19 protein-coding genes are annotated in these 21,385 nt (G+C 51.6%); 14 read left to right on the forward strand and 5 right to left on the reverse strand.

Going from position 1 to position 21,385, the window contains the following annotated elements; translation table 11 throughout:
- Positions 1 to 50 precede the first annotated feature (50 nt).
- From SCARR_RS26355 to SCARR_RS28465, 11 genes are all read left to right on the forward strand, one after another.
- Entirely contained in the window at positions 51 to 1,889 is a 1,839-nt protein-coding gene (locus SCARR_RS26355) for a glycoside hydrolase family 2 protein (RefSeq protein WP_136065448.1), read from the forward strand.
- 248 nt (positions 1,890 to 2,137) lie between these two features.
- Positions 2,138 to 2,263 carry an alpha-L-rhamnosidase C-terminal domain-containing protein gene (locus SCARR_RS28455; RefSeq protein WP_168433639.1) on the forward strand — a complete coding sequence of 42 codons (126 nt, stop codon included), beginning with the start codon at positions 2,138 to 2,140 and terminating at the stop codon, positions 2,261 to 2,263.
- Positions 2,264 to 2,335: 72 nt separating this feature from the next.
- Positions 2,336 to 3,688, forward strand: coding sequence for a sulfatase family protein (locus SCARR_RS26360; RefSeq protein WP_222846479.1), 1,353 nt, complete (start codon positions 2,336 to 2,338; stop codon positions 3,686 to 3,688).
- Positions 3,682 to 5,103 carry a sulfatase gene (locus SCARR_RS26365; protein ID WP_136065450.1) on the forward strand — a complete coding sequence of 474 codons (1,422 nt, stop codon included), beginning with the start codon at positions 3,682 to 3,684 and terminating at the stop codon, positions 5,101 to 5,103. The genes SCARR_RS26360 and SCARR_RS26365 overlap by 7 nt, the downstream gene beginning before the upstream one ends.
- Positions 5,100 to 6,506, forward strand: coding sequence for a purine-cytosine permease family protein (locus SCARR_RS26370; protein ID WP_136065452.1), 1,407 nt, complete (start codon positions 5,100 to 5,102; stop codon positions 6,504 to 6,506). Before SCARR_RS26365 ends, SCARR_RS26370 begins: the two co-directional genes overlap by 4 nt.
- Positions 6,506 to 6,682 (forward strand): hypothetical protein, encoded by a 177-nt coding sequence (locus SCARR_RS28460; RefSeq protein ID WP_168433640.1) that lies wholly within the window; start codon positions 6,506 to 6,508, stop codon positions 6,680 to 6,682. The genes SCARR_RS26370 and SCARR_RS28460 overlap by 1 nt, the downstream gene beginning before the upstream one ends.
- Before the next feature lie 37 nt (positions 6,683 to 6,719).
- Positions 6,720 to 8,039, forward strand: a complete 1,320-nt coding sequence (locus SCARR_RS26375) for a sulfatase-like hydrolase/transferase (protein ID WP_136065454.1) — start codon at positions 6,720 to 6,722, stop codon at positions 8,037 to 8,039.
- 27 nt (positions 8,040 to 8,066) lie between these two features.
- Positions 8,067 to 9,611, forward strand: coding sequence for a sulfatase (locus tag SCARR_RS26380; protein WP_136065456.1), 1,545 nt, complete (start codon positions 8,067 to 8,069; stop codon positions 9,609 to 9,611).
- A 72-nt stretch (positions 9,612 to 9,683) separates the two neighbouring features.
- Complete coding sequence (locus SCARR_RS26385; protein ID WP_136065458.1) at positions 9,684 to 10,943, forward strand: prolyl oligopeptidase family serine peptidase; 1,260 nt, start codon at positions 9,684 to 9,686, stop codon at positions 10,941 to 10,943.
- Positions 10,944 to 11,167: 224 nt separating this feature from the next.
- Complete coding sequence (locus tag SCARR_RS26390; protein ID WP_136065460.1) at positions 11,168 to 11,635, forward strand: type 1 periplasmic-binding domain-containing protein; 468 nt, start codon at positions 11,168 to 11,170, stop codon at positions 11,633 to 11,635.
- A 205-nt stretch (positions 11,636 to 11,840) separates the two neighbouring features.
- Positions 11,841 to 11,999, forward strand: coding sequence for a hypothetical protein (locus SCARR_RS28465; protein ID WP_168433641.1), 159 nt, complete (start codon positions 11,841 to 11,843; stop codon positions 11,997 to 11,999).
- 52 nt (positions 12,000 to 12,051) lie between these two features.
- Here SCARR_RS28465 and tnpC read toward each other — a convergent pair whose 3' ends face one another.
- Positions 12,052 to 13,713, reverse strand: a complete 1,662-nt coding sequence (gene tnpC / locus SCARR_RS26395; RefSeq protein ID WP_136065462.1) for an IS66 family transposase — start codon at positions 13,711 to 13,713, stop codon at positions 12,052 to 12,054.
- Between the two features lie 166 nt (positions 13,714 to 13,879).
- Between tnpC and SCARR_RS26400 the strand changes: the two genes are divergently transcribed.
- The 3 genes from SCARR_RS26400 (at position 13,880) to SCARR_RS26410 (ending at position 16,166) form a co-directional block, all read left to right on the forward strand.
- The gene (locus SCARR_RS26400; RefSeq protein ID WP_136060895.1) at positions 13,880 to 14,089 is read left to right on the forward strand and encodes a hypothetical protein; all 210 of its coding nucleotides are present in this window, start codon (positions 13,880 to 13,882) and stop codon (positions 14,087 to 14,089) included.
- Positions 14,089 to 15,096, forward strand: a complete 1,008-nt coding sequence (locus SCARR_RS26405) for an ISL3 family transposase (protein ID WP_136065464.1) — start codon at positions 14,089 to 14,091, stop codon at positions 15,094 to 15,096. The genes SCARR_RS26400 and SCARR_RS26405 overlap by 1 nt, the downstream gene beginning before the upstream one ends.
- 686 nt (positions 15,097 to 15,782) lie before the next feature.
- Entirely contained in the window at positions 15,783 to 16,166 is a 384-nt protein-coding gene (locus SCARR_RS26410) for a hypothetical protein (RefSeq protein ID WP_136065466.1), read from the forward strand.
- Positions 16,167 to 16,169: 3 nt separating this feature from the next.
- Here SCARR_RS26410 and hydE read toward each other — a convergent pair whose 3' ends face one another.
- The 4 genes from hydE to SCARR_RS26430 form a co-directional block, all read right to left on the reverse strand.
- On the reverse strand, positions 16,170 to 17,264 hold the full coding sequence (hydE, locus tag SCARR_RS26415) for a [FeFe] hydrogenase H-cluster radical SAM maturase HydE (RefSeq protein ID WP_136065468.1): 1,095 nt from the start codon (positions 17,262 to 17,264) through the stop codon (positions 16,170 to 16,172).
- Between the two features lie 19 nt (positions 17,265 to 17,283).
- Positions 17,284 to 18,702, reverse strand: a complete 1,419-nt coding sequence (hydG, locus tag SCARR_RS26420; protein WP_136065470.1) for a [FeFe] hydrogenase H-cluster radical SAM maturase HydG — start codon at positions 18,700 to 18,702, stop codon at positions 17,284 to 17,286.
- A 70-nt stretch (positions 18,703 to 18,772) separates the two neighbouring features.
- Positions 18,773 to 19,984, reverse strand: a complete 1,212-nt coding sequence (hydF, locus tag SCARR_RS26425; protein WP_136065473.1) for a [FeFe] hydrogenase H-cluster maturation GTPase HydF — start codon at positions 19,982 to 19,984, stop codon at positions 18,773 to 18,775.
- 40 nt (positions 19,985 to 20,024) lie between these two features.
- Positions 20,025 to 21,365 (reverse strand): aspartate ammonia-lyase, encoded by a 1,341-nt coding sequence (locus SCARR_RS26430; RefSeq protein WP_136065475.1) that lies wholly within the window; start codon positions 21,363 to 21,365, stop codon positions 20,025 to 20,027.
- Between the last annotated feature and the right edge of the window lie 20 nt (positions 21,366 to 21,385).

Here is a 21,385-nt window from a genome sequence, read left to right on the forward strand (position 1 = left end):
GATATTACCTGCTTAACTGCGCTTTTAAATAATTATTGGAGATATCAACCATGCACCGTATTGCCTCGATTTTATTACTATTGGCCACAACTACATTTGCCGGCTCCAAGGATTGGAAACCGGCGGAAAACACCATGCTCACCCCGTGGGGTGAGAAACTGGACCCTGACCATGTCTGGCAGGAATATCCCCGCCCACAGATGGAACGGGTTAACTGGAAAAACCTGAATGGGTTCTGGGATTATGCCGTTGCAGGAAAGGACGCATCCCAACCTGCTGCATGGGATGGCGATATTCTTGTACCTTTTGCTCTGGAAGCGCCCCTCTCCGGAGTGGGCCGCAAACTTCAGGCGTCTGAAGCTCTTTGGTATAAGCGCTTGTTTACACACAACGTCTCAAAAAACAGCCGACTGCTGCTTCATTTCGAGGCGGTCGATTATAAGACTGAAGCCTGGGTGAATGGTGAGAAAGTCGGAGAACATATTGGCGGCAGTCTGCCCTTCAGTTTCGACATTTCCGATGCGGTAACATCCGGCAACAACACCCTCATCGTCAAAGTGCTCGATGCCACCGATCAGCTCGGCACCTATCAGCTACGCGGCAAACAGGTACAGAAGAACCGAAGCATCTGGTACACCCCCGTCTCCGGAATCTGGCAAACAGTATGGCTTGAAACAGTTCCGCATCGTTATATACAGTCCCTGAAAATCGACACCAAAATATCCGGAAACATCTCCATTAAACCGACTATTTCAGGTAAAGGGACCATTAAAACCACCGCTTACCTAGACGGGAAGGAAGTTGTTTCAGGAACAGAAACCCTGAACGTTAAATCTCCACAGCTCTGGTCTCCCGGATCTCCGACACTCTATGACCTTAAGGTTGAATTGGTCGATGACTCGGGCAAGACCTTGGATGTGGTTACATCCTATTTCGGCATTCGCGAAGTCGGCAAAAAGAAGGATGCAAACGGCAACTGGCGCCTGACGCTGAACGGCAAAGAAATTTTCCACTTGGGTCCGCTCGACCAGGGTTGGTGGCCCGATGGATTGCTGACGCCGCCCTCGGAAGAAGCCATGCTGTTTGATATGAAATATCTCCAGGATGCCGGATTCAACATGATCCGCAAACACATCAAGGTTGAACCCCGCCGCTATTACTATCATTGCGATAAAATGGGCATGCTGGTCTGGCAGGATCAGATTTCCGGTGGAGCCCAAGGTGGTGGCAAAAAAAATAAAGCTGAATGGCCGAAATGGAAACGACCCACCCAACCCAACTCTCCGATCACGAAGCTTGATCAGGACTGGCCGGACTGGGCCCATGAACAATGGATGGCTGAGCTCAAAGGGATGATTGATCAGCTCTATAACCACCCTTCCATTGTCGTATGGGTTCCGTTTAACGAACGTTGGGGACAACACCGTACGATGGCAATTGGTGAATGGATCGAAGCCTATGACCCAACCCGCACGATCAATATTGCCAGTGGCGGAAACTTTTTCCCGGCGGGGGATATTGCTGACCATCATGAGTATCCCCATCCGATATTCCCGATGGATGATCCGGAATTCGATGACTACATTAAAGTGGTCGGCGAGTTTGGGGGACACGGCTGGCCAGTCAAAGGGCACCTGTGGAATATCCAGACCCGTAACTGGGGCTATGGCGGCCTGCCGAAAACGATCGATGAATACAAGGAGCGCTACGCGAAGTCCATCCGCATGCTGGGCGAGCTGAAAGAACAAGGCGTTGGCGCCGGAGTCTACACGCAGACCACCGACGTCGAAGGGGAAATCAACGGACTCATAACCTACGACCGCAAAGTCATCAAGATTCCAGCAACAAGCCTAAAAGCCATCCATGCCCAAAACAGGCTGCTTGACTAGCCGCTATTTAAATCCTGTGAACTTGGCGACCGCTTCGGAGCGGTAATAAGCATGGAACTTTTCGTAGATGCGCCGGAAGTAGGCGTGTAGGGAGGAGAAGCGGCCGCGGTTTCTAACCCCGTCAACAGTCCTATATAAGACTAAAGATCGTAAACGGGTAGATGTGTCGGATAAACGGCTCAGCCTAGAGATACTATTTAACAAATGGAATTCGCCGTGAAGAGAGCCGAGATGCCCCAAATAAAAAAGTGGACGATAAAGTCGTGCTGGAGGTTGTCGTACCGCCCAACACCACAGCCACCATCGAATTTCCGAGCGATCGTAAATCAGAAACCGTAGTGGCGGGAGCCTATCAGTTTGAGTTGGAGATGTAGCCATTCGAAATTCGACGGGATATTTTGACGGAAGTTTTTTGGTGAAACGATAGGCTACTCAAGGAGATTGTTATGAGTTGGAATAAATGGATGGGTTCGATGTCAGCTGTTTTGCTGTTTGGGGTATGTGCTGCACCGGCCGCCGAGCGACCGAATATCCTGCTCATCCTCAGTGATGATCAGTCTTGGACCGACTATTCATTCATGGGACATCCGGACATCAAGACGCCTCACATCGATAAACTGGCCGAAGGCGGTGTGCTTTTTCGTCGGGGGTATGTCGCGACACCGCTGTGCCGCCCGTCCTTGATGAATCTTGTCACCGGGCACTACGGTCACCGTAACGGGATTACCGGGAATGATCCTTCAAAGGAGCGCTACAACACATCGCCGGAAGCCTACAGAAAGGCGAAGGCTTCCCTGATATCCAAGATCGACGAATTCGATACGCTGCCTGAGCTGCTGGTTCGCCAAGGGTACCTGACGCATCAAAGCGGAAAGTGGTGGGAAGGCAATTACAGGCGTGGCGGTTTTACCCACGGCATGACCCGCGGATTCCCGCAAAAAGGGGGGCGTCATGGCGACGACGGACTGAAGATCGGCCGTGAAGGAATCCAGGAGTGCACCGACTTTATCGATATGGCCTTGGCCGAAGAAAAGCCCTTCTTTATGTGGTATGCACCCTTTATGCCGCACTCGCCGCACACGCCGCCTGAACGACTGCTGAAGAAATACAAAGCTGAGCACCCGTTGTCCGTAGCCAAATACTACGCTATGTGCGAATGGTTCGACGAAACCTGCGGCGAACTTCTCAGCTATTTTGAGCAAAAGGGCATTCTGGAAAACACCCTGGTCGTCTATCTCAGCGACAACGGCTGGGTTCAGCGCACGAACAGCAATAGCTATGCGCCACGCTCCAAACGCACACCCTACGAAGCCGGTGCCCGTCAGCCGACCATTTTCAGCTGGCCAGCCAAACTCAAGCCGCAGGATCGCCCGGAGCCGATTATCAGCCTCGATATTTTTCCGACGATCCTCGCTGCGGCCGGTGCCAACCCGCCTGCCATTCCTGTTCCGGGATTGAACCTGCTACCTGAAATGGAAAAACAGAAGCCTATTAAACGTAAAGCAATCTTTGGAGAATGCTTTGCTCATGATATTGCGGATATTAAAAACCCCGAAGCTTCGCTACTGTATCGCTGGGTCATTGAAGGCGACTGGAAACTGATGCTTACCTACGATGGCAAAGGGCGGGACAACCGTAATCACAAGGCCAATATGCTTGGCCCGCAACTCTTCAATCTTAAGAATGATCCAAACGAAAAAAATAATCTAGCCAGTGGTAACTCGGAAAAAGTCAGCCATCTCTCCACGCTTATTGAAGGCTGGTATCCGCTCAAAGAACGGAGGGTGAATTCATGGTAAAACGCTTCATTGCTGTCTTGACTGTTTTGTTGCTTCTCGGTGTAGCTCAGGCAAAGCAACCGCCCAATGTAGTGCTGATCGCCATCGACGATCTGAACGATTGGGTCGGTTGTCTGGGCGGGCATCCGCAGGCCATAACGCCAAACATTGACCGCTTGGCCGAGCGCGGCGTGCTCTTCAATAATGCCCACTGTCAGTCGCCGGTATGCAATCCATCGCGCGCCAGCATGATGAGCGGGCTCTACCCGGAAACGAGCGGCATCTATTTTCTGAATCCGCCTCCCGCGGAATCGCCGGTCATTATGAAAAGCACATTGATGCCGCAGCGTTTTCTGGACGAGGGCTATCATGTGACGGGAGCCGGGAAGCTGTTTCACAGCGGCAGACAGAACGAGGCCTACACCCCGAACTATGGCGGTGGTTTCGGCGGTTTCGGGCCACTGCCGGAAAAGAAGCTCAGCCCCTTTGTTGGTAGTCCGCTCTGGGACTGGGGTGCCTTTCCCGCGCGCGACGAGCAGATGCCTGACCATCAGATTGCGAACTGGGCCGAAGCGCAGCTGAAGCAGGAACATAATGAACCGTTTTGGCTGGGGGTCGGGTTTTATCGTCCCCATGTGCCGCAGTATGCGCCGCAAAAATGGTTCGATCTCTATCCGCTCGAAACCGTACAACTGCCCGCAGTGCGTGAAAACGATCTGGAGGATGTGCCTGAGTACGGCATCAACCTGACTCGACTGAAACACATTGCCCCAACCCTGGAATGGGCGAAAGAAAACAACCAATGGAAACCGCTGGTGCAGAGCTATCTGGCATGCGTTAGCTTTGTGGATCATCAGGTTGGCCGCGTACTGGATGCGCTGGATGCTAGTCCTTATGCGGACAACACCATTGTCGTGCTCTATACCGATCATGGGTTCCATCTGGGCGAAAAGGAGCGCTTTGCCAAACGAACCCTTTGGCAGGACGGCGCGGGTGTGCCGCTTATCATAGCCGGCCCGGGAATGGCTAAAGCTAAAATCTGCGGCAAGCCCGTACAACTGCTTGATATCTACCCAACGCTGCTTGACTTGACCGGGCTTAAAGCCGACCCGAAACTCGAAGGGCATTCGCTGAAACCGTTGCTGGAAAATCCGAGTGGAGAATGGCCGCATACGGCGCGAAGCAGTTTCGGTCCTGGCAACGTCGCCATCGTTTCCACGGAGTATCGCTACATCCACTACAACGATGGATCCGAAGAACTCTACGATCGACTGGCCGATCCGAACGAATGGAATAACCTGGCCGGTAATCCGGAAAAGAAAAATGTACTGGAGCAACATCGTGCTGCGATACCGATCACCTTTCACCCGATTCTCGGGAAAAATTCGACTGGACACAAGGCCTACACGGCGACTGAAAAGAGAAGTCAACCATGACGGAAGAAAAGCAAGAAAAACATGGTGAGTTCGAGCGAGAGCCCGTTCCTGTGTCGAAGACCCGGGGACTCAAGGCCTTTGTGGGCATGTATGCCGGCGAGCATTGCGCCGGCACGGAGTTAATGATTGGACCTCTCTTCGTCGCGGCAGGCGTGAGCGCCTTCGATGTGCTCGGCGGTTTGTTTCTGGGAAACCTGCTGGCGGTGCTGAGCTGGATGTTCCTCTGCGCGCCGATCGCGGTGCGCGCGCGGCTGACGCTCTATTACCAACTTGAAAAAATCTGCGGTCGCAATCTGGTCACGCTCTACAACCTCGCCAATGGCGTCATGTTTTGCTTCCTGGCCGGATCCATGATCACGGTGTCGGCGACGGCCCTGGGCGTCTGGTTTAATTTTCCGATGCCGGGACTGAACGATTTGCTGCCCAATAGTGTGGGCTGGGTGCTGGCCGTGCTCGGCATTGGGACGATCATCTCCGTGGTTGCTGCCTGCGGCTACGATACCGTATCGAAAGTGGCCAACATAGCCGCACCGTGGATGGTGCTGGTATTCTTCGGCTTTGGCATCATTGGCCTGCGCCAGTTTATTGAAGTTACGGGCGCGGAAGTAAACTCGCTTTCCAGCCTTTGGGAACTCTGCACGACCTCGATCTGGACGGGCGGCGATCCGCTGCCGGGTCAGATTAAGTTTACGTTCTGGCACGTCACCTTCTTTGCCTGGTTCTGCAACATGGCGATGCATGTCGGCATGTCCGACCTCTCGGTGCTGCGCTTTGCTAAAAAATCATGGCACGGCGTCGCCTCTGCCTCGGGCATGTATGTCGGCCATTTCATGGCGTGGCTTGCGGCGTCGATCCTGTATGCCCTGCAGTTGCATATGGATCCAACGAACACCAACGTATTGCCCGGTCCGCTGGCCTATCGCGCTGCGGGCGTCGCCGGGCTTGTCTGCGTGATTGTTGCGGGCTGGACGACGGCCAACCCAACGATCTACCGCGCGGGGCTCGCGTTCCAGGCGATCATGCCGAACAAGTCGCGCTTCGCCGTCACGATCGGTACCGGGCTGCTGGCCACGCTGGCGGGCATGTTCCCGGCCATCGCCATGCGGCTGCTTGGTTTTGTTGCAATCTATGGATTGATCCTCATGCCGATGGGTGCCGTGATCTTCGCTGATTTCTGGATTTTGCCAAAGCTGGGGTTGAAACAATACTATGCCGAACATCGGAGTCTGAAGATGAACTGGGCGGCGGGCATCGCCTGGATCGCCACATTGACGATCTGCGTCGCGTTGGTTCTATCCGGTAAACCTCAGTTCCAGATTTACTTTGTTTCGCTGCCCGGCTGGTTTATTGCCTCGGCGCTCTACATCGGTCTAAGCAAGCTTCAGCAAAAGGGAGAGGCCTAATGAAAAAAATAATGGAAATTATCTCTTACCTAGCGCTTGTGCTGCTCGTGGTCGCGCCGCTTCTTTTCTATGCGGAAAAGATCACGCTTGAATTGAACAAAACGCTGATGCTCGTCGCGACCATCGCCTGGTTCGCCAGTGCGCTCTGTTGGATGGGGCGGAAGAGCGAAAGCTGAAATGATTAATTAAGAAGATAAAAAAAAGGAAAAAAACATGAACAAAATACACTTAATTAAAACTGTGGTTTTATCAACTACGATGTTATTCGCCGCTTCCTGTAGGGCCTTAAGCAATCGTGTTGCTGAAAAGCCAAACGTTATCATCATTTTCACCGATGACCAGGGCACGGTTGATATGAACATCTACGGTGCCAAGGACCTGGCGACGCCACATATGGATTCGTTGGCTAAACGCAGCGTGCGCTTCACGCAATTCTACGCCGCCGCACCGGTCTGCTCGCCTTCGCGTGTTGGGCTAATGACCGGTCGCACACCACAGCACGGCGGACTGAACGGTAACGTGGGCCTCGACAGTGTCGGTATGCCGTCGTCCCAAGTGACGATCGCGGAAGAACTCAAGAAAGCCGGCTATGCCACGGCCCAGATTGGCAAATGGCATCTCGGGCATTCGGAGCAGACCGTCCCTAACGGGCAGGGGTTCGATCACGCCTTCGGACATCTGGTCGGGTGCATCGATAACTATTCGCACTTCTTCTATTGGAACGGCCCGAACAAGCACGACCTCTGGCGTAACGGCAAGGAAGTCTTTTATCCCGGGCAGTTCTTCCAAGACCTCATGGTCAAAGAAGCTAGCGAGTTTATCGACAACAACAAAGACAAACCATTCTTTGTCTACTTCGCGATAAACGGGCCCCACTACCCTTACCAGGGAACACCTGAATGGCTGGAATACTATAAAGATCTTCCTTATCCGCGCAATCTCTATGCGGCGTTTCTCTCAACTACCGACGAGCGAATCGGCGCGTTACTCAAGAAAGTTGATGATCTGGGACTCACGAAAGATACCATTGTGATATTCCAGTCCGATCACGGAGCATCTAAGGAGGTTCGCGCCCACGGTGGCGGCGGAAGCTCCGGTCCGCATCGCGGTGAAAAATTCAGCCTTTACGAAGGCGGACTGCGCATTCCGGCCATCATCTCATGGCCCGGACATCTGCCCAAAAATAAGGTTCGCAACCAAGTGGCTACGGGTTGCGACTGGTATCCGACGATCCTGGAGCTGTGCAAACTCCCACCTGCAGACCACAAAATTGATGGCAAAAGTCTGATGCCAATCATCAAGTCTGCGGATGCGCCCTCCGCTCACAAGAGTTTTAACTGGAAATCAGGAAAGACCTCGGCCGTCCGCGAAGGGAAATGGAAGCTGGTTGTAACAGGCAAGAAGACTGAACTCTACGATATTCCTAACGATCTGGGTGAGGCAAAGAATCTGATCGAAGAATACCCTGAAGTCGTTGTTCATCTCAAGAAGGTGAGTCAGCAATATTGGAAGAGTGTTACCCAGAAGAAATAATGCACCTTATTAAATAAACGTAAAAAAATGACCAAAATACACTTAATTAAAACTGTGATTTTTTCAACTACGATATTATTTGCCGCGTCCTGTACGGCCTTAAACAATCGTGCCGCTAAAAAACCGAACATTATTTTCATTCTAACCGATGATCAGGGTTGGACACACACTTCGCACCGAGCTGACCCCAATATCCCGGAGTCGAAAAGCGATTATTTCGAAACGCCAAACATGGATAAACTGGCTGAGTCAGGAGTATTGTTTATTAACGGTTATGCACCGAATCCAATCTGTGCGCCTAGTAGAAATAGTTTAATGTTCGGGCAAAATGCGGCAAGGCATATCTACAATAAAGATTCCGATTGGTACAAAAAAACAGCGGACTGGTTAACGATTCCACGAGCCATTAAAAAAGCTGATTCCAATTATAAAACTGCTCATTTTGGGAAATGGCACATTGCCATGCATCCCAAAGATGCCGGTTTTGATTACGACGATGGAATGACATCTAACAGCGGTGGCGAGATTTTCGGCGATGGATTTTTGAATATTAAAGAGTATACGAAAGCTACCGATGAATACATGAAAGAGAACCATATTGGAAATCCTTCAAAGAGTAAAAGCGGGGGTAAACCCAGTGGGCATTGGGACGATAAAAATGCCAAGGATATTTTTGGAATTACAAGCCGTGCAAAAGATTTTATGAAAAAGAGTATTGCTGAAGGGAAGCCCTTTTACGTTCAGCTTTCGCATTACGCGGCACACCTTTCTTTGGTTTCACGAAAAGAAACTTACGAGTATTTCAAAAACAAAAAACAGGGTGAACGACATACCAATCCTGAATTTGCAGCCATGCTTAAAGATTTGGATACCGGGGTTGGAATGATTATGGATTTTGTAAAAGATCAGGGGATAGAAAATGATACTTATATATTTTTAATGGGGGACAATGGAGGAAGGTTATCGTTAAACCAAATTGCCGTAATCGACGAAAACAAAAAATTGGTTGAAGCTTATTATTCAACCCAGCACAACCGGAATATTCCTCTGCGTGACGGAAAACACTCCTTTTATGAAGGTGGCTTGCGGGTTCCGTTTATGGCTGCCGGCCCCGGAATTAAAGAAAATAGAGTAAGCAGAATACCAGTGTCTGGATTAGACTTCCTGCCAACATTTACCGAACTGGCAGGCGGAAAGGTTGAAATGACAGAAGTAATTGATGGCGGTAGTATGGTTCCATTACTTCTGGATGAAAGTATTGAAAAAGTAGAACGAAATAGCGAGTACTTCATTTATCACCAATCATCGCATCGATTACCCCGAAGTGCTATTCGCAAGGGAGATTTTAAATTAATTAAATACTGGTCGAAAGAAACAAAATATAAAACCACACCTAAAGTAGAGCTGTTCAATATTGCTGATGATTTGGGAGAAACCACCAATGTTATAAGGGACAATCCTGAGATTGCAAAAGAATTAGAAATTGAACTAGGCAATTTTCTGAAAGACGTAAATGCTGAAACAGGGATAAGAAATATCGAAGGACCATTCGTTCGTTTAATGGATGACTGAGCGAAGTAAGGGTAGGCATTCGTAAGAAATAACCTCACAAAGTATTCAGATCCCAATATAGAGGCAAAGTATATGAACAAACAAGGCATTATAAAGTCGATTAGTACCTTATTCCCAACTGAGTGGCATGGCGCGTTAAAGTTTGGGGTGACCCATATTTTGATTTCAATTGCCATGTCCTCTTTTTGTGGAGTAACCGCATCTGCAATTTCAGAACCAACTCCAACTCCTACCCCCACTTTTAAAAGTGTCATAAAGGGTGCAATGCCGGTAGAGATATTTGTTTCTGACACCGCACAAAAAGAGACGCCATTGGTATTTTATTTAAAAGGTTTGCCTCATCACAGTGGTGAATACAACAAAGAGATAATAACCTTGCTGACTGAGGGGGGGTGTCATGTTGCAGTTGTTGATTACCAAGAGGACCAGCACGCCGAGGTACCCACTATCAATAAAGATGTTCTTGCTCTACGTCATTTTGTAAACACGCTGCAAAAAACCTACGCGTTTAATATCGATAGAGTATTTGTGATACCGGAGGGCTATACTATTGCTTTTAATATAGAATATTATAAAAATGAGACTGGGAGCCACGCAATGGACATTTGGTATCCCTACAAGAGCAAGGTGGCCGTGCCATTGGTGATGCAATCATCACACAGCAAAGATATAAGGATGTCCAATGAGCAATCCACCAAATATGATGACGCACTGATAGAAGGTTTTGCAATCCATGGATACGCTGCGGCAAAAATAGATCATCCCGCCCAGGAGAATGATGTTATGCCCTCAGCAAAGATAAAATCCGCAGTGAGGGTATTGCGTCATAATGCCCACCAGTACCATATCGACAAGGATAAGATAGGCGCCTTTGGTTTTTCCAAAGGGAGTTCTTCTGTTTCATTTTTAGCCTTTGATCATCAAAAAGCCACGGACAAAGGGGGGTATTACTATGAAGAAAATGAGAGTATACAAGTTGCTTTGCTTTTCGCCTCTCGCTTTGACTTGGTGCAAGCAGTAAGAGATCCGCTTACACGTGAAAAATACAAAGACAGTCTGATAGAAAATTTCGGTAACTATACGCAAAACCCCGCGTTGTATTTACGATTTTCGTCCATAAGCTACGTCACTCCACAAGCTCCCCCCATCTTTTTATCAACCGGAGCGGCAGATGCTGACCGGGTAGAGCAGGCAAGAGCACTGTCACGAAAACTCAAAGAGAACAGCGTTCCCTTTATCTATACCCAAGAACCGTTTGACGAACATCAGACAACGTCTAATCCACACACATTAAAAGCGATATATAATTTTTTTGATGAGTATTTGAAATAACAAACTCAAGCGGTAGCACTCGGCTAACACCCTCTATGGGATGACACTGGAATATGTATATGAATTATTATCTAAATATCATGAATAAAAATAATAAAGCACCTACGACCAAGAGGGTCGAGGTATTGACTTTTTGTTGGGTATAAGGCAGCGACCCAGAGGGTCGGGGAATTACACCCTCCTTTGATTAAAAGTAAATTTTACGCAAGGGCATTAACAACAACGTGATTATCTGCGAATTCTGCAACCCGCCTTTATCCAGCATTCCACTCAACTGCATGCAGATCGGTCAGCAGGCCGCGGTTTCGCTGAACGAACTCATGACGTCCCGCAAGAAAGAAAAAGTCCACGAATCGGAAAAGATCCAGCCCTTGTCCATGGAAACCAGAGGCTCCGTATCCTACGATATAGGGGGCATACTGATCGCAACCGGCATGCTTTCGGTGGTGTACGTCGAAAAGGAGCAGGCCGAGAAAATGATCTCCGCCGGCCTATTAACGCTCGTTGCCGGCGCCGGCATCGCCCTCGCTGGATTCGCAATGACCACCGCAGGAGTTGTGGCGGTGGTCGCCGGCTCCGGGGAGGCCACCAAGGCAACCGTGATGGAAATACTTCGGCGAAAGATAGAGAAGCAGATGCGCGAAAAGAGCATCTCCGAGCTGATCGGCATATCCCGCCAGCTCAACGGTTGACCGTCCGGCTCAATACCGGGTCGTCAGTTCTTTATTAGATAGCTAAATATGCCTTATTTAAGTGTTACGTCCCTGCCTCGCAATAATCAATTCGTTCTCACATAGAACCTGTTTAAAAGAGCGGTAACTGCCGGGAGCTTTCAGCAGAAAAAGCTAGGCAGATGATGCAGAAATAAACTGCTTGAAACCCATAAGGAGTACGACCATGAAAAGAAAAACTATCACCCGCCTGCTGCTGGTCACCGCACTCGCCTGCAGCGCCGGCACGATGTTCAAATTCCGCTGCATGCACTGCAAAGGCACCGGCTTCCACGCCGGCACCAACATCGTTTGCATCTTTTGCTGTGGGCAGGGATATAAATAGCGCATCTCCCTGTTCTTTCGTATGCGTCTTTTCGAAGTCCCCCTTGACGGAGTTACTCGCAGGTGGTTTCGCGGTTTGATTTCCAGCGGGCAGGCGTCCAACTGGCCGCTTCGGATTGATTCATGGTCGGTAAAGCCGTAAGGACTTCACGAAGGTAGACTGCCGGATTGATATCGAGCTTTCGGCAAGTTTCAATGAGGCTATAGATAACAGCGCTGGTCTGGCCGGAGTCAGGGCTGCCGAAAAAGAGAAAATTCTTTTTTCCGATGGCGGTCGGCCGAATGGCGTTCTCGACAAGGTTGTTGTCGATTTCGAGTGTGCTATGTTCGAGGTAAAGATTGAGTGCATCCCAACGTTCGATGGTGTAATTGATCGCTTTACCGAAGTTGCTTTGCGGGAGCTGGCGCGGTTTTTCCTGATCGAGGATTTTCTTTATCTGTTCGAGATGGGACTTGGCATGTGCCTGGCGGTAGGCGGCGCGGTCGAGCTCCGGTTTGTCGCGCAGGGCGGATTCGATCCGGTAAAGTTTGGCGATGAGTTTTACGACGGTCTGGGCGACGGGATGGCCGGGGACTTCGACGAACTTGCGGCGGGCATGCGCCCAGCAGGCGGCATGGATGATCGCGGCTTTTTCGGCGCGGTGTTTCTTTTTATTGAGCCAGCTGGTGTAGCCGACATAGCCATCGGACTGCAGCAGGCCTTTATACCCTCCAAGCATGGTGTCAAGGCATTCGGCGGCACGACTCGGATACCATTCAAAGAGTACGCCAACCTGCGGGGTGTGATACGCCCATAGGTATCCGTTGGGACAGTAGTCCTTTTTCGGATCTTGATATTTGATAAAAGTCTCGTCGGCCTGAATGTATCCGCTCGCGCGGATTTCATTTCGAAGTGCTTCATAGATCAGAGATAACCATTGGGCTACGAGATACATCCATCCGCCCATCGTTTTCCGACTGATCTCAACTCCAAAGCGTTGCTTAAAAATTTGTTCCTGCCGATAAAGCGGGAGGTGGTCGCAGTATTTACTCAGGATGATATGAAGAACCAGTCCGGTGGAAGCGTAGGAGTTTTCGATCAGTTGCTTCGGCGCGGGAGCAATCAGCGGAGCAATGGAACGGTCGTCGCGCTTCTTGTATTTGTTGCGAATGATGACCGTGCGAAAGAAGCGCGTCGGCGTGACATCTAGTTTTTCGGTGCGGACTTCGGCAATCTTTTTGTACAGCTCCGGATGGGCAAGAACTTCATCTGGATCAATAATAATGGTTTCGGTCGGGAGGTCTTTGGGAATGCGCGCATCGAGCCCCTTGCGCTTCCCTCGTTTTGATTCCTTCTGTTCTTCTTCGGCCAACTCGGCTTTCGTTTCGGCCAGCTCCAAAGCCTCTTGCAGTTCGCGAAGTTCTTCAAGCTCGAGTTCCAGCTGATCGGGGCTGAGTTTTTCCGAACTGCGCCCGAATAGCTTCTTCATCAGGCACTGAACTTTTTCCTGAAGCAGGTTTACCTCGCTCTTTAGACTCGCATTTTCGGCGAGCAGTTGATTGAAATTTTCACGCGTATAAACCATGCCGCACATTATATCAAAATTCGGAAAAAATGGCCTCTTCACGGAAGAGCGACCTGACCGATCTCGTGAGTCTGGTCGGAAATGGTCAATTTCTTCCGAAGGAAGGATACGGACTCTCCGCCGGAGGGGGGAATGCAGATCAAGAACCATCTCGTATAAGTGCCCGAAGGGCCGAAGCGAAGCGGCGTTATGCCGAGATCGTTCTTGAGCAGAGTGGAGCGCTCTGGCCCGCCGCTCGGGTTTTTCGGTCTCGAATGGTTGAAAAGAGGCGCTGATTAACGTTTCCTTCCCAGCTCTCAAACCCAAAAGGAAACCTATGTTAATCAGCTCGCTCCATCATACTCAGGGAATCATTGGCTACAACTATCAAAAGACGGAACGCGCCAAGGGCACCGAAATCTACTACCTGCACTCCAAGGCGAAGCGACACGTCTGCCCGCAGTGCCGCTCATGGAGCACCTCGATCGTAGAAACGGGGAAGACGCGTGATATCCGAGGCCTTTGCATCGGTTTTAAAAAACGCTGATGCGCGTCGCCGTCCGTCGCATCCGCTGCCGCGACTGCGGGGCGTCGAGCCACGAGCCGATCACGTTCTGCCCCGATCCGTACGTGCGCTACACCAAGTGGACGGCACGGTTCGTTCTGGCCCTTCGGACGGAAATGTCGATATCAGCGGTTGCGAAGTTCACCGGCTTGCACTGGGAGACCGTCAAGAACATCGAAAAAGCCTGGCTGGAAAAGAAATACAAGCGGGTGCGTCTCGATGATGTCGCCTATCTGGGCATCGACGAGGTCTACCTCGGGAAACGGCTCGGCTACATCACCGTCGTGCGCGACATCGACTCCGGCGCCGTGCTCTTCATCGGCAAAGGCAAAGGCGGCGACGCGCTCAAAAAGTTCCGCAAACGCATCAAGCGCAAGGCCAAACAGATCAAGGCCGTCGCCATCGATATGGCCAACTCCTACAGCGCATGGGTCGCCGAGGTGCTGCCGGACGCCGACATCGTCTACGACCACTTCCATGTGATCAAATCCATGAACGACAAGCTCAACACCCTACGACGAAGCACCATGAACCGCCTGGAGGACGACCAGAAAAAGGAGCTTAAGGGCAAGCGCTTCCTGTTGCTGCGCAACGAGGAATCTCTTTCAGAAGAATCGAAGGAGGAGCTTGAAGAGTTGCGCGAACGTTTCGAGGATCTCGGCCTGGCTTCGGCCATGAAGGAATACCTGCGCAACATCTACAGGATCGCCCCGGGCGCAAGCATCGCAAAGCTTGCGTTCGAGAAATGGTGCGTCATGGCCGACGAATCAGGCATCGCCTGCCTGAAAACCATGGCCAAAACGATTCGGCAACGAATAGAAGGCCTGTTGGCCTACTGGAACCACGGTTGCCTGACCAGCGCCAGCCAAGAAGGCTTCAACAATAAGATCGGATGGTTAACCCGACAGGCCTACGGCTACCGAGATGAAAAATACCTGCATCTGAAGATCTATGATCTGCCCCACCTATCGACAAGACGGCATCTCTGAAAACGCTCTTCCGAGAAGAACCGCAATTTTATTCAGTTCTGGTCAGACCATATTGACACTCATCACTAAAGGACTTGTCACAACAAAAACAAGGACGACCTAAATAATGGGGGTATCCGATCCGACACCTACCAAAACACTTATAAAGCTCCGTGCCCACTTTATTTTAAGGTGATAAAAATGACGAGAGATATGAAATCTATATCAGGTCTGCTTGTGATTATGTTGGTTTTGCTTACAGGTTGCGGAGAAAATGGTTCGATCAAAGACAATACAACCAACGTTTCTACACCAAAGAGCTTCAGCTTGGTCGTCCAATGCGGGAATACCCCCGAGCTACCCATCCGCATTACGGGGGATGCCCACGTGGCGATGCCAGACTTCATGCGAAGCAATTGCTCCCTTCATGGCAATAGCGAGCAAATCGCAATACGATGTCCCCAGGATTTTTCGGCCTTGGAACCAGCCATTGATAGAGACGATTATCCCAGAAAGGGACAAGATTGGAATTCATGAAACAACAGGAGTAACATTATTCAAAACAAACCAATCACGACGAACTGGACCTTCATGTGCCAAGGCGTGCCTTCACTCAAAGACGTCATCCGCCCCGACCTAAAAAGCTTTATCCAATAATCTTTTCAGGTGATTTTCTACTCGAATTTTATGAGATATTAGCAAGAAGAATGGAATTATCTTTAAGCGATCAGCTAGTCAGTGAATTTTTAAGCGGTCTTATTGCCGTATTTTCGATCGTGGCCGTCGGCGGCGCCCTTTCGCTGGTGCTGTCGGGCATGGCCAAACACTTTCCGTACACCCGCCTCGCATTAGTACTCGCCCTTGCCCCGCTCACTCTAGTGCGCCTTTTGGAGTCGGTGGGCAGCTCCAACCTCTACTTCTACTCCATGATCGTCGTCTTGCTTGGCATAACCATTGACGGCATCAGCCATTTGCTGGAGCCCAAAGCACAACCACAAGAGAAGCCAGAGCCCAAAAGCGCACCCGTCGAAGAGGAAGAAAAGGAAGCCGAACCTCCTCCGGGCATGATTGTCTGGGAAAAAGCCGAATAACGCCTACTTTTCCATTCGCTTATAAAAGTGCGGCGCATCGCCGCGTTCATTGAATCCGACCGTTTCACCGATCCCCTTGATGCGTCCGCTTAGGCACCCGCGACACATCGACGAATTTTCATCCGTACACGGCTTGTTGTCGTAGAGCTGGTATTTGGAGCGATAGTCCGTTTCGGTCACATTCGGCATAATGACGTTGGCGCCGCAAAGAAGCCCTTGCTCGCGCCCCGTGTATTCCAACGCCTGCAGCGCCGTTGCCGCCGCAATGTTGATGTCCCTGAGCACGATGCGGGTGACAGCAATCATTTTGAGGCCCAACTGCAACGCTTCCTTTTTCTTCTCGTCCGTATAGGCAGGGATCTCCTGCCCCATCGGCGTATCGCCGTGCGGGATGTAGGGCCCCATGCCGACCATGTCGATATCGATCTCTTTCAGGAAGAGAATATCGTTCGCCAAATCCTCCATGGTTTGGCCTGGAAGCCCCATCATGACGCCGGTTCCGACTTGATAGCCGGTGCGTCGCAACGCCGCAAGGCATTCCTTGCGCACCTCCATGCTGTGGTCGGCCGGATGGATCCGGGCATAAATCTCGGGATTGGTGGTTTCGATGCGCAAAAGATAGCGGGAAGCGCCGGCCTTTTTCCAGCGGGCGTAGGTTTCTTCCGTCTGCTCGCCCAGCGAAAGCGTAATGCCCAACTCGCCCTTCGTCGCTTCCTTGATCCGCCCGACCACGCGCTCGATCATCGAAATATAGACTTCGTCCTGGCGCTCGCCCGACTGGATTACGCAAGAGCCATACTCCGCTTCAAACGCCCACACCGCTTCCTTGAAGATTTCATCCTCGTTCATCAGGAAACGCTCAACGTTTGTATTGCTCTTGCGAATGCCGCAGTAGTAGCAATCCTTCATGCACAAGTTGCTGCACTCGATGATGCCGCGGAAATAGGCGATCTTTCCGACATACTGCTCCTTCAAAAAATAGGCGCAGTCGTACAACGCCTGCAGTTCGTCCGGGTCCGTGATCGATAGCAGCGTCGCGATTTCCTCTAGGCTCAACTCTTCTTTGCGCTTTGCCTTCGCTAAAATTACATCTGTCATATCAGTCCAATCCATCCGATTAAAAATATAAGTCGCGTGCGCCTTGCTTGACCTGCTCAATGCGCTCGGTCAGCTTGTCTTTCTGGTCGCCTTCCGGCATGCGATCCAGCTCGCGCTCAATCTGCTTCATACCGACTTTCTTGGTTTCGGGAGAAGAATAATCCTCCATGTACTCAAGAAAGGTCAACACGGCGTTCGGCGTGCAAAAGCGCTTCACAAATCCCGGAACCGCAAACTCCATAAAGTGCTCGCCCGTTCGGCCTAGGCGATAGCATCCCGTGCAGAACGACGGAATAAAATCGGCTTCGCACAGCTCGCGGATCACTTGGTCCAGCGAACGGCCATCGCTCAACACAAACTGGCTTTTCTTGTAGGATTCATCGCCCTGCGTAGAATAGGCGCCCACCCCAATATCCGACCCAGCATCGATCTGCGACACCCCGAACTTGATGATTTCATTGCGCAGCTCCACCGATTCGCGGCACGTTAGGATCAGCCCCGTGTACGGCACCGACAGGCGCAGAATCGCCACCAGCCGCTTGAAGTCGTAATCGCTTACCCCGGGATAGTCCGAGGTGTTCGTTCCAATCGCCGGTTCGATGCGCGGGAAGGAAATTGTGTGAGGCCCAACGTTGAACCGCTCTTCCAAATGAATCGTATGGTAAAGCAGCGCCATCGTTTCAAATCGCCAATCGGTCAAGCCCATCAGCGCGCCGATTCCGACGTCGTCGATCCCGGCCTCTTGCGCACGGTCGAGCCCGTGCAGGCGCCAGAGGTATTCGCTCTTCGGCCCCGATGGATGCTGCTGCTTATAGGTGGCCTGATGGTAGGTTTCCTGAAAAATCTGATAAGTGCCGATGCCCGCCGACTTCACCAGTTCAAAGCCTTCGCGGTCGAGCGGCGCAGCGTTGATGTTCACCCGGCGGATTTCTCCGTTGCCATGCTTTTGCGCATACACTTCCTTAACAGAATCGTGAATAAACTGCGCGTCATAGTTCGGATGCTCGCCATAGACAAGAATCAAGCGCTTGTGGCCGCGGTTGACCAGCGCTTCGATTTCGTTGTCCAGCTCGGGCATGGTCAGCGTTTTTCGCGCCACTTCCTGATTAGAGCAACGGAAGCCGCAATACTGGCAGTTGTTGATGCACTCGTTGCCGATGTACAGCGGCGCGAACAGCACAATGCGGTTGCCGTAGACGCGCTCCTTCAGTTCGCGCGCCCCCTCGAAAATCTCTTCCGCCATTTCCGGCGAATCGGCATTGATCAGCGTCGCCATCTCTTCCGGCTCAAGACGGTTTTTATCCAGCGACCGCTGAATGATTTCCCGCACGCGCTCCGGCGTCGGGTTTTTCGTTTTTTCCAGCCATTGGAAAATTTCATCTTCAGGAATGAAGCTCTTCAATCCTTCAACATTCACTTTGGGTAATCCACGTTTCATTTTTTTCTCCAGAGGGTGACGTTTAAAACGTGAGGCGTGATTTTCTTGGTCACGCTTCACGGCTCGCTCATCACGCATTCTCATAAGCATCCAGCGCGGCTGGAAACGGCGACAAAACTCTTTTCAATACGCCCTGCGTTTGGGCAATGCACATTCCATAGTTCGTAATCGGCACGCCGGCCGCTTCGCATTTTTCAATTCTCGAAAGCACTTCGCGACGGTTCTGCATGCAACCACCGCACTGCACCGCCAGCTTGTATTCAGAAAGGTTGTCTGGAAAGTCGCGCCCGGAATAAACATCGATCTGCATATCGACGCCGACATACTGCCGAAGCCAACGCGGAATCTTCACGCGGCCAATATCATCCTCCAACGCATGATGGCTGCACGACTCGGCAATCAGCACCTTGTCGCCCGGCTCCAGCAGATCGATCGCCGCCGCACCCATGGCAAACTTGCGCAAATCGCCTTTGATGCGGGCAAACAGGATCGAGAAGGTCGTACACGGAATATCCGGCGGTGTGTCGGCCACCATCTTGAGCACCATCTGCGAATCGCAGATCGCCACATCCGGCTTTTGCTTCAAGATCGAAAGCATGTGGGCATATTCGCGCTCCTTGCAAACGAGCGTTGCCGCATCGTTGTCGAGCGCATCGCGGATCGTCGAAACCTGTGGAAGGATCAAACGCCCTTTCGGCGCCTGAAGATCAATCGGAACCACCAGCATCGCCAGCCCGCCCGGCTTCACCAGATCGCTCATGAGTGGCGGCGGCGTGATGAACTCGTCGGGGCAAACCCGCAGGAGCTCGGCCTTGAGCGCGGCCAGCACCTTGTCGCGCGAAGCGAGGTCTGTGCTGTTGCAACGTATGGGCGACATGCATGTCGCCCCAACCGGCAAGACATCCGCTTTGTTGGCAATTTTAATGACCGGGATCTTCTTTTCTTCTGCTTTCGCTTCCACCGACTTTTCAAACTCGGTGACCTGATCGCCTTCGTGCAGCAACAAGATCACATCGGCGCGGTCGAAAACTTTCTCGGTCCGGTTCACTCGTTTTTCGCCCAGCGCCGTTGTGTCGTCAATGCCGGCCGTATCGAGGAAGACCACTGGCCCGATCGGCAGCAGCTCCATCGGCTTTTCCACGACGTCGGTCGTAGTGCCCGGCTGCGACGAAACAATCGAGACATCCTGCCCCGTCACGAGGTTCAGGAAACTAGATTTCCCCACGTTGGTTCTTCCGAACAACGCGATGTGTAGTCTTAAACTCTTTGGTGCTGTTTTCATTTTTCGTATTGCGTATTTCGTACTGCGTTTTGTTCAGGTTTCAGGTTTCCCTGTGCCCCATAGCCATCAGGTTTTGCGGAGAAAGGATTTTTAAAACGCTTTCTTCTCCGAGCTCTTCAATTAAATAGGTCTTAAAGTCAGTTCGGTTGGCCTGTTTGAACTTTTCAACCAACTCCGTTGCACGGTCGTAACCGATTACCGGAAGAAAGGCGGTTACGATTTCAACCGATGAATTAAACTGCCGTTCGCACTCGCCTTCGTCGGCCGTGATGCCCTCGGCATGCTTGGCCAGCATTTCAGACGCCGCGCCGAGCAGCTCCATCGACTCCAGCAATGCGGATGCGAGCAACGGCATGAACTCGTTGATCTGCAACGAGCCGCGCGAGGCGCATTCGGTGACGATAAAGTCGTTGGCCTGCACTTTGATGCCAATCTGCATGACGCTTTCGAGGATGACCGGATTCACCTTGCCCGGCATGATCGACGAGCCAGCCTGCACGGCGGGCAGCTTGATTTTCTTGATCATGTGCAGCAGCCGCAGGTCGTTGCAAATTTTTAGCAGGTTGGAGGCGCACGCCTTCATGATGCCGGAGACCTCTACAAAGGCGTCGGCGTTGGCGGTTTGGTCGACGAGGTTTTCGCCCCGGCTCAGGCCGAGGCCGGTCACTTCCCGCAGCTTGTCGGTGACGAGGAAAATATAGCTGCGCGGCGCGGTCAGCCCGGTGCCGACGGCCGTGCCGCCCAGATTGACGACGCGCAGGCGCTCTTCGCATTTAAAGGTGCGCCAGCGGTCGCGAGCAAACGCTTCGGCGAATGCGCCGAACTCGGCGCCGAGGGTCAGCGGAACAGCGTCCACCAGCTCGGTTTTTCCAATCGTTGGAATATGCGCGAATCTGTTTTCCAACCGCTGGAAAGCGCCCTGAAGCGCTTCCACCTTTTCGGCCAGTTCGCGCAGGCCATAAATGGCCGCCACCTTGACGGCGGTCGGATATACATCGTTGGTCGACTGATGCAAATTGACGTCTTCGATGGCGTGGATTCCGTTGCCCGCTTTATTGGCAATCAACTCGTTGAGCATCATGTTGGTGGAAGTTCCTGCGCCGCCCTGAAGAGCTGAAAGCCGAAACTTGAAACCTGAAACTTGAAATGCTTCGCAGGCGGAAATGATGGCATCGGCCTTTTCCGAGGACAGCAGGCCCAGCTCCTTGTTGGCGAGGGCGCAGGCTTTCTTTACTTGGGCCAGCGCGGAAACCAACAAAACGGGGACGGGACTTCCAGGGATTGGAAAGTTTTCTAGCGCCCGCGCCGTGTGGATGCCCCACGGTGCGTCGGCCGGGATTTGCTTTTCACCTAAAAAATCTTTTTCAGTTCGTGTATTCATGAGAGCGCGCAGATTACGTA

It is taken from the genome of Pontiella sulfatireligans (assembly GCF_900890705.1).
In the GTDB taxonomy this organism is placed as follows: domain Bacteria; phylum Verrucomicrobiota; class Kiritimatiellia; order Kiritimatiellales; family Pontiellaceae; genus Pontiella; species Pontiella sulfatireligans.

Bases quoted from the DNA above. Each gene is read 5' to 3' on its own strand.
- SCARR_RS26375 (WP_136065454.1), top strand. From the start codon at position 6,720: ATGAACAAAATACACTTAATTAAAACTGTGGTTTTATCAACTACGATG.
- SCARR_RS26370 (WP_136065452.1), top strand. From the start codon at position 5,100: ATGACGGAAGAAAAGCAAGAAAAACATGGTGAGTTCGAGCGAGAGCCC.
- SCARR_RS26355 (WP_136065448.1), top strand. From the start codon at position 51: ATGCACCGTATTGCCTCGATTTTATTACTATTGGCCACAACTACATTT.
- hydG (WP_136065470.1), bottom strand. From the start codon at position 18,702: ATGAAACGTGGATTACCCAAAGTGAATGTTGAAGGATTGAAGAGCTTC.
- SCARR_RS28465 (WP_168433641.1), top strand. From the start codon at position 11,841: ATGAAAAGAAAAACTATCACCCGCCTGCTGCTGGTCACCGCACTCGCC.
- SCARR_RS26400 (WP_136060895.1), top strand. From the start codon at position 13,880: ATGTTAATCAGCTCGCTCCATCATACTCAGGGAATCATTGGCTACAAC.
- SCARR_RS26385 (WP_136065458.1), top strand. From the start codon at position 9,684: ATGAACAAACAAGGCATTATAAAGTCGATTAGTACCTTATTCCCAACT.
- hydF (WP_136065473.1), bottom strand. From the start codon at position 19,984: ATGAAAACAGCACCAAAGAGTTTAAGACTACACATCGCGTTGTTCGGA.
- tnpC (WP_136065462.1), bottom strand. From the start codon at position 13,713: ATGGTTCTTGATCTGCATTCCCCCCTCCGGCGGAGAGTCCGTATCCTT.
- hydE (WP_136065468.1), bottom strand. From the start codon at position 17,264: ATGACAGATGTAATTTTAGCGAAGGCAAAGCGCAAAGAAGAGTTGAGC.
- SCARR_RS26430 (WP_136065475.1), bottom strand. From the start codon at position 21,365: ATGAATACACGAACTGAAAAAGATTTTTTAGGTGAAAAGCAAATCCCG.
- SCARR_RS26405 (WP_136065464.1), top strand. From the start codon at position 14,089: ATGCGCGTCGCCGTCCGTCGCATCCGCTGCCGCGACTGCGGGGCGTCG.
- SCARR_RS26365 (WP_136065450.1), top strand. From the start codon at position 3,682: ATGGTAAAACGCTTCATTGCTGTCTTGACTGTTTTGTTGCTTCTCGGT.
- SCARR_RS26410 (WP_136065466.1), top strand. From the start codon at position 15,783: ATGGAATTATCTTTAAGCGATCAGCTAGTCAGTGAATTTTTAAGCGGT.
- SCARR_RS26360 (WP_222846479.1), top strand. From the start codon at position 2,336: ATGAGTTGGAATAAATGGATGGGTTCGATGTCAGCTGTTTTGCTGTTT.
- SCARR_RS26380 (WP_136065456.1), top strand. From the start codon at position 8,067: ATGACCAAAATACACTTAATTAAAACTGTGATTTTTTCAACTACGATA.
- SCARR_RS28460 (WP_168433640.1), top strand. From the start codon at position 6,506: ATGAAAAAAATAATGGAAATTATCTCTTACCTAGCGCTTGTGCTGCTC.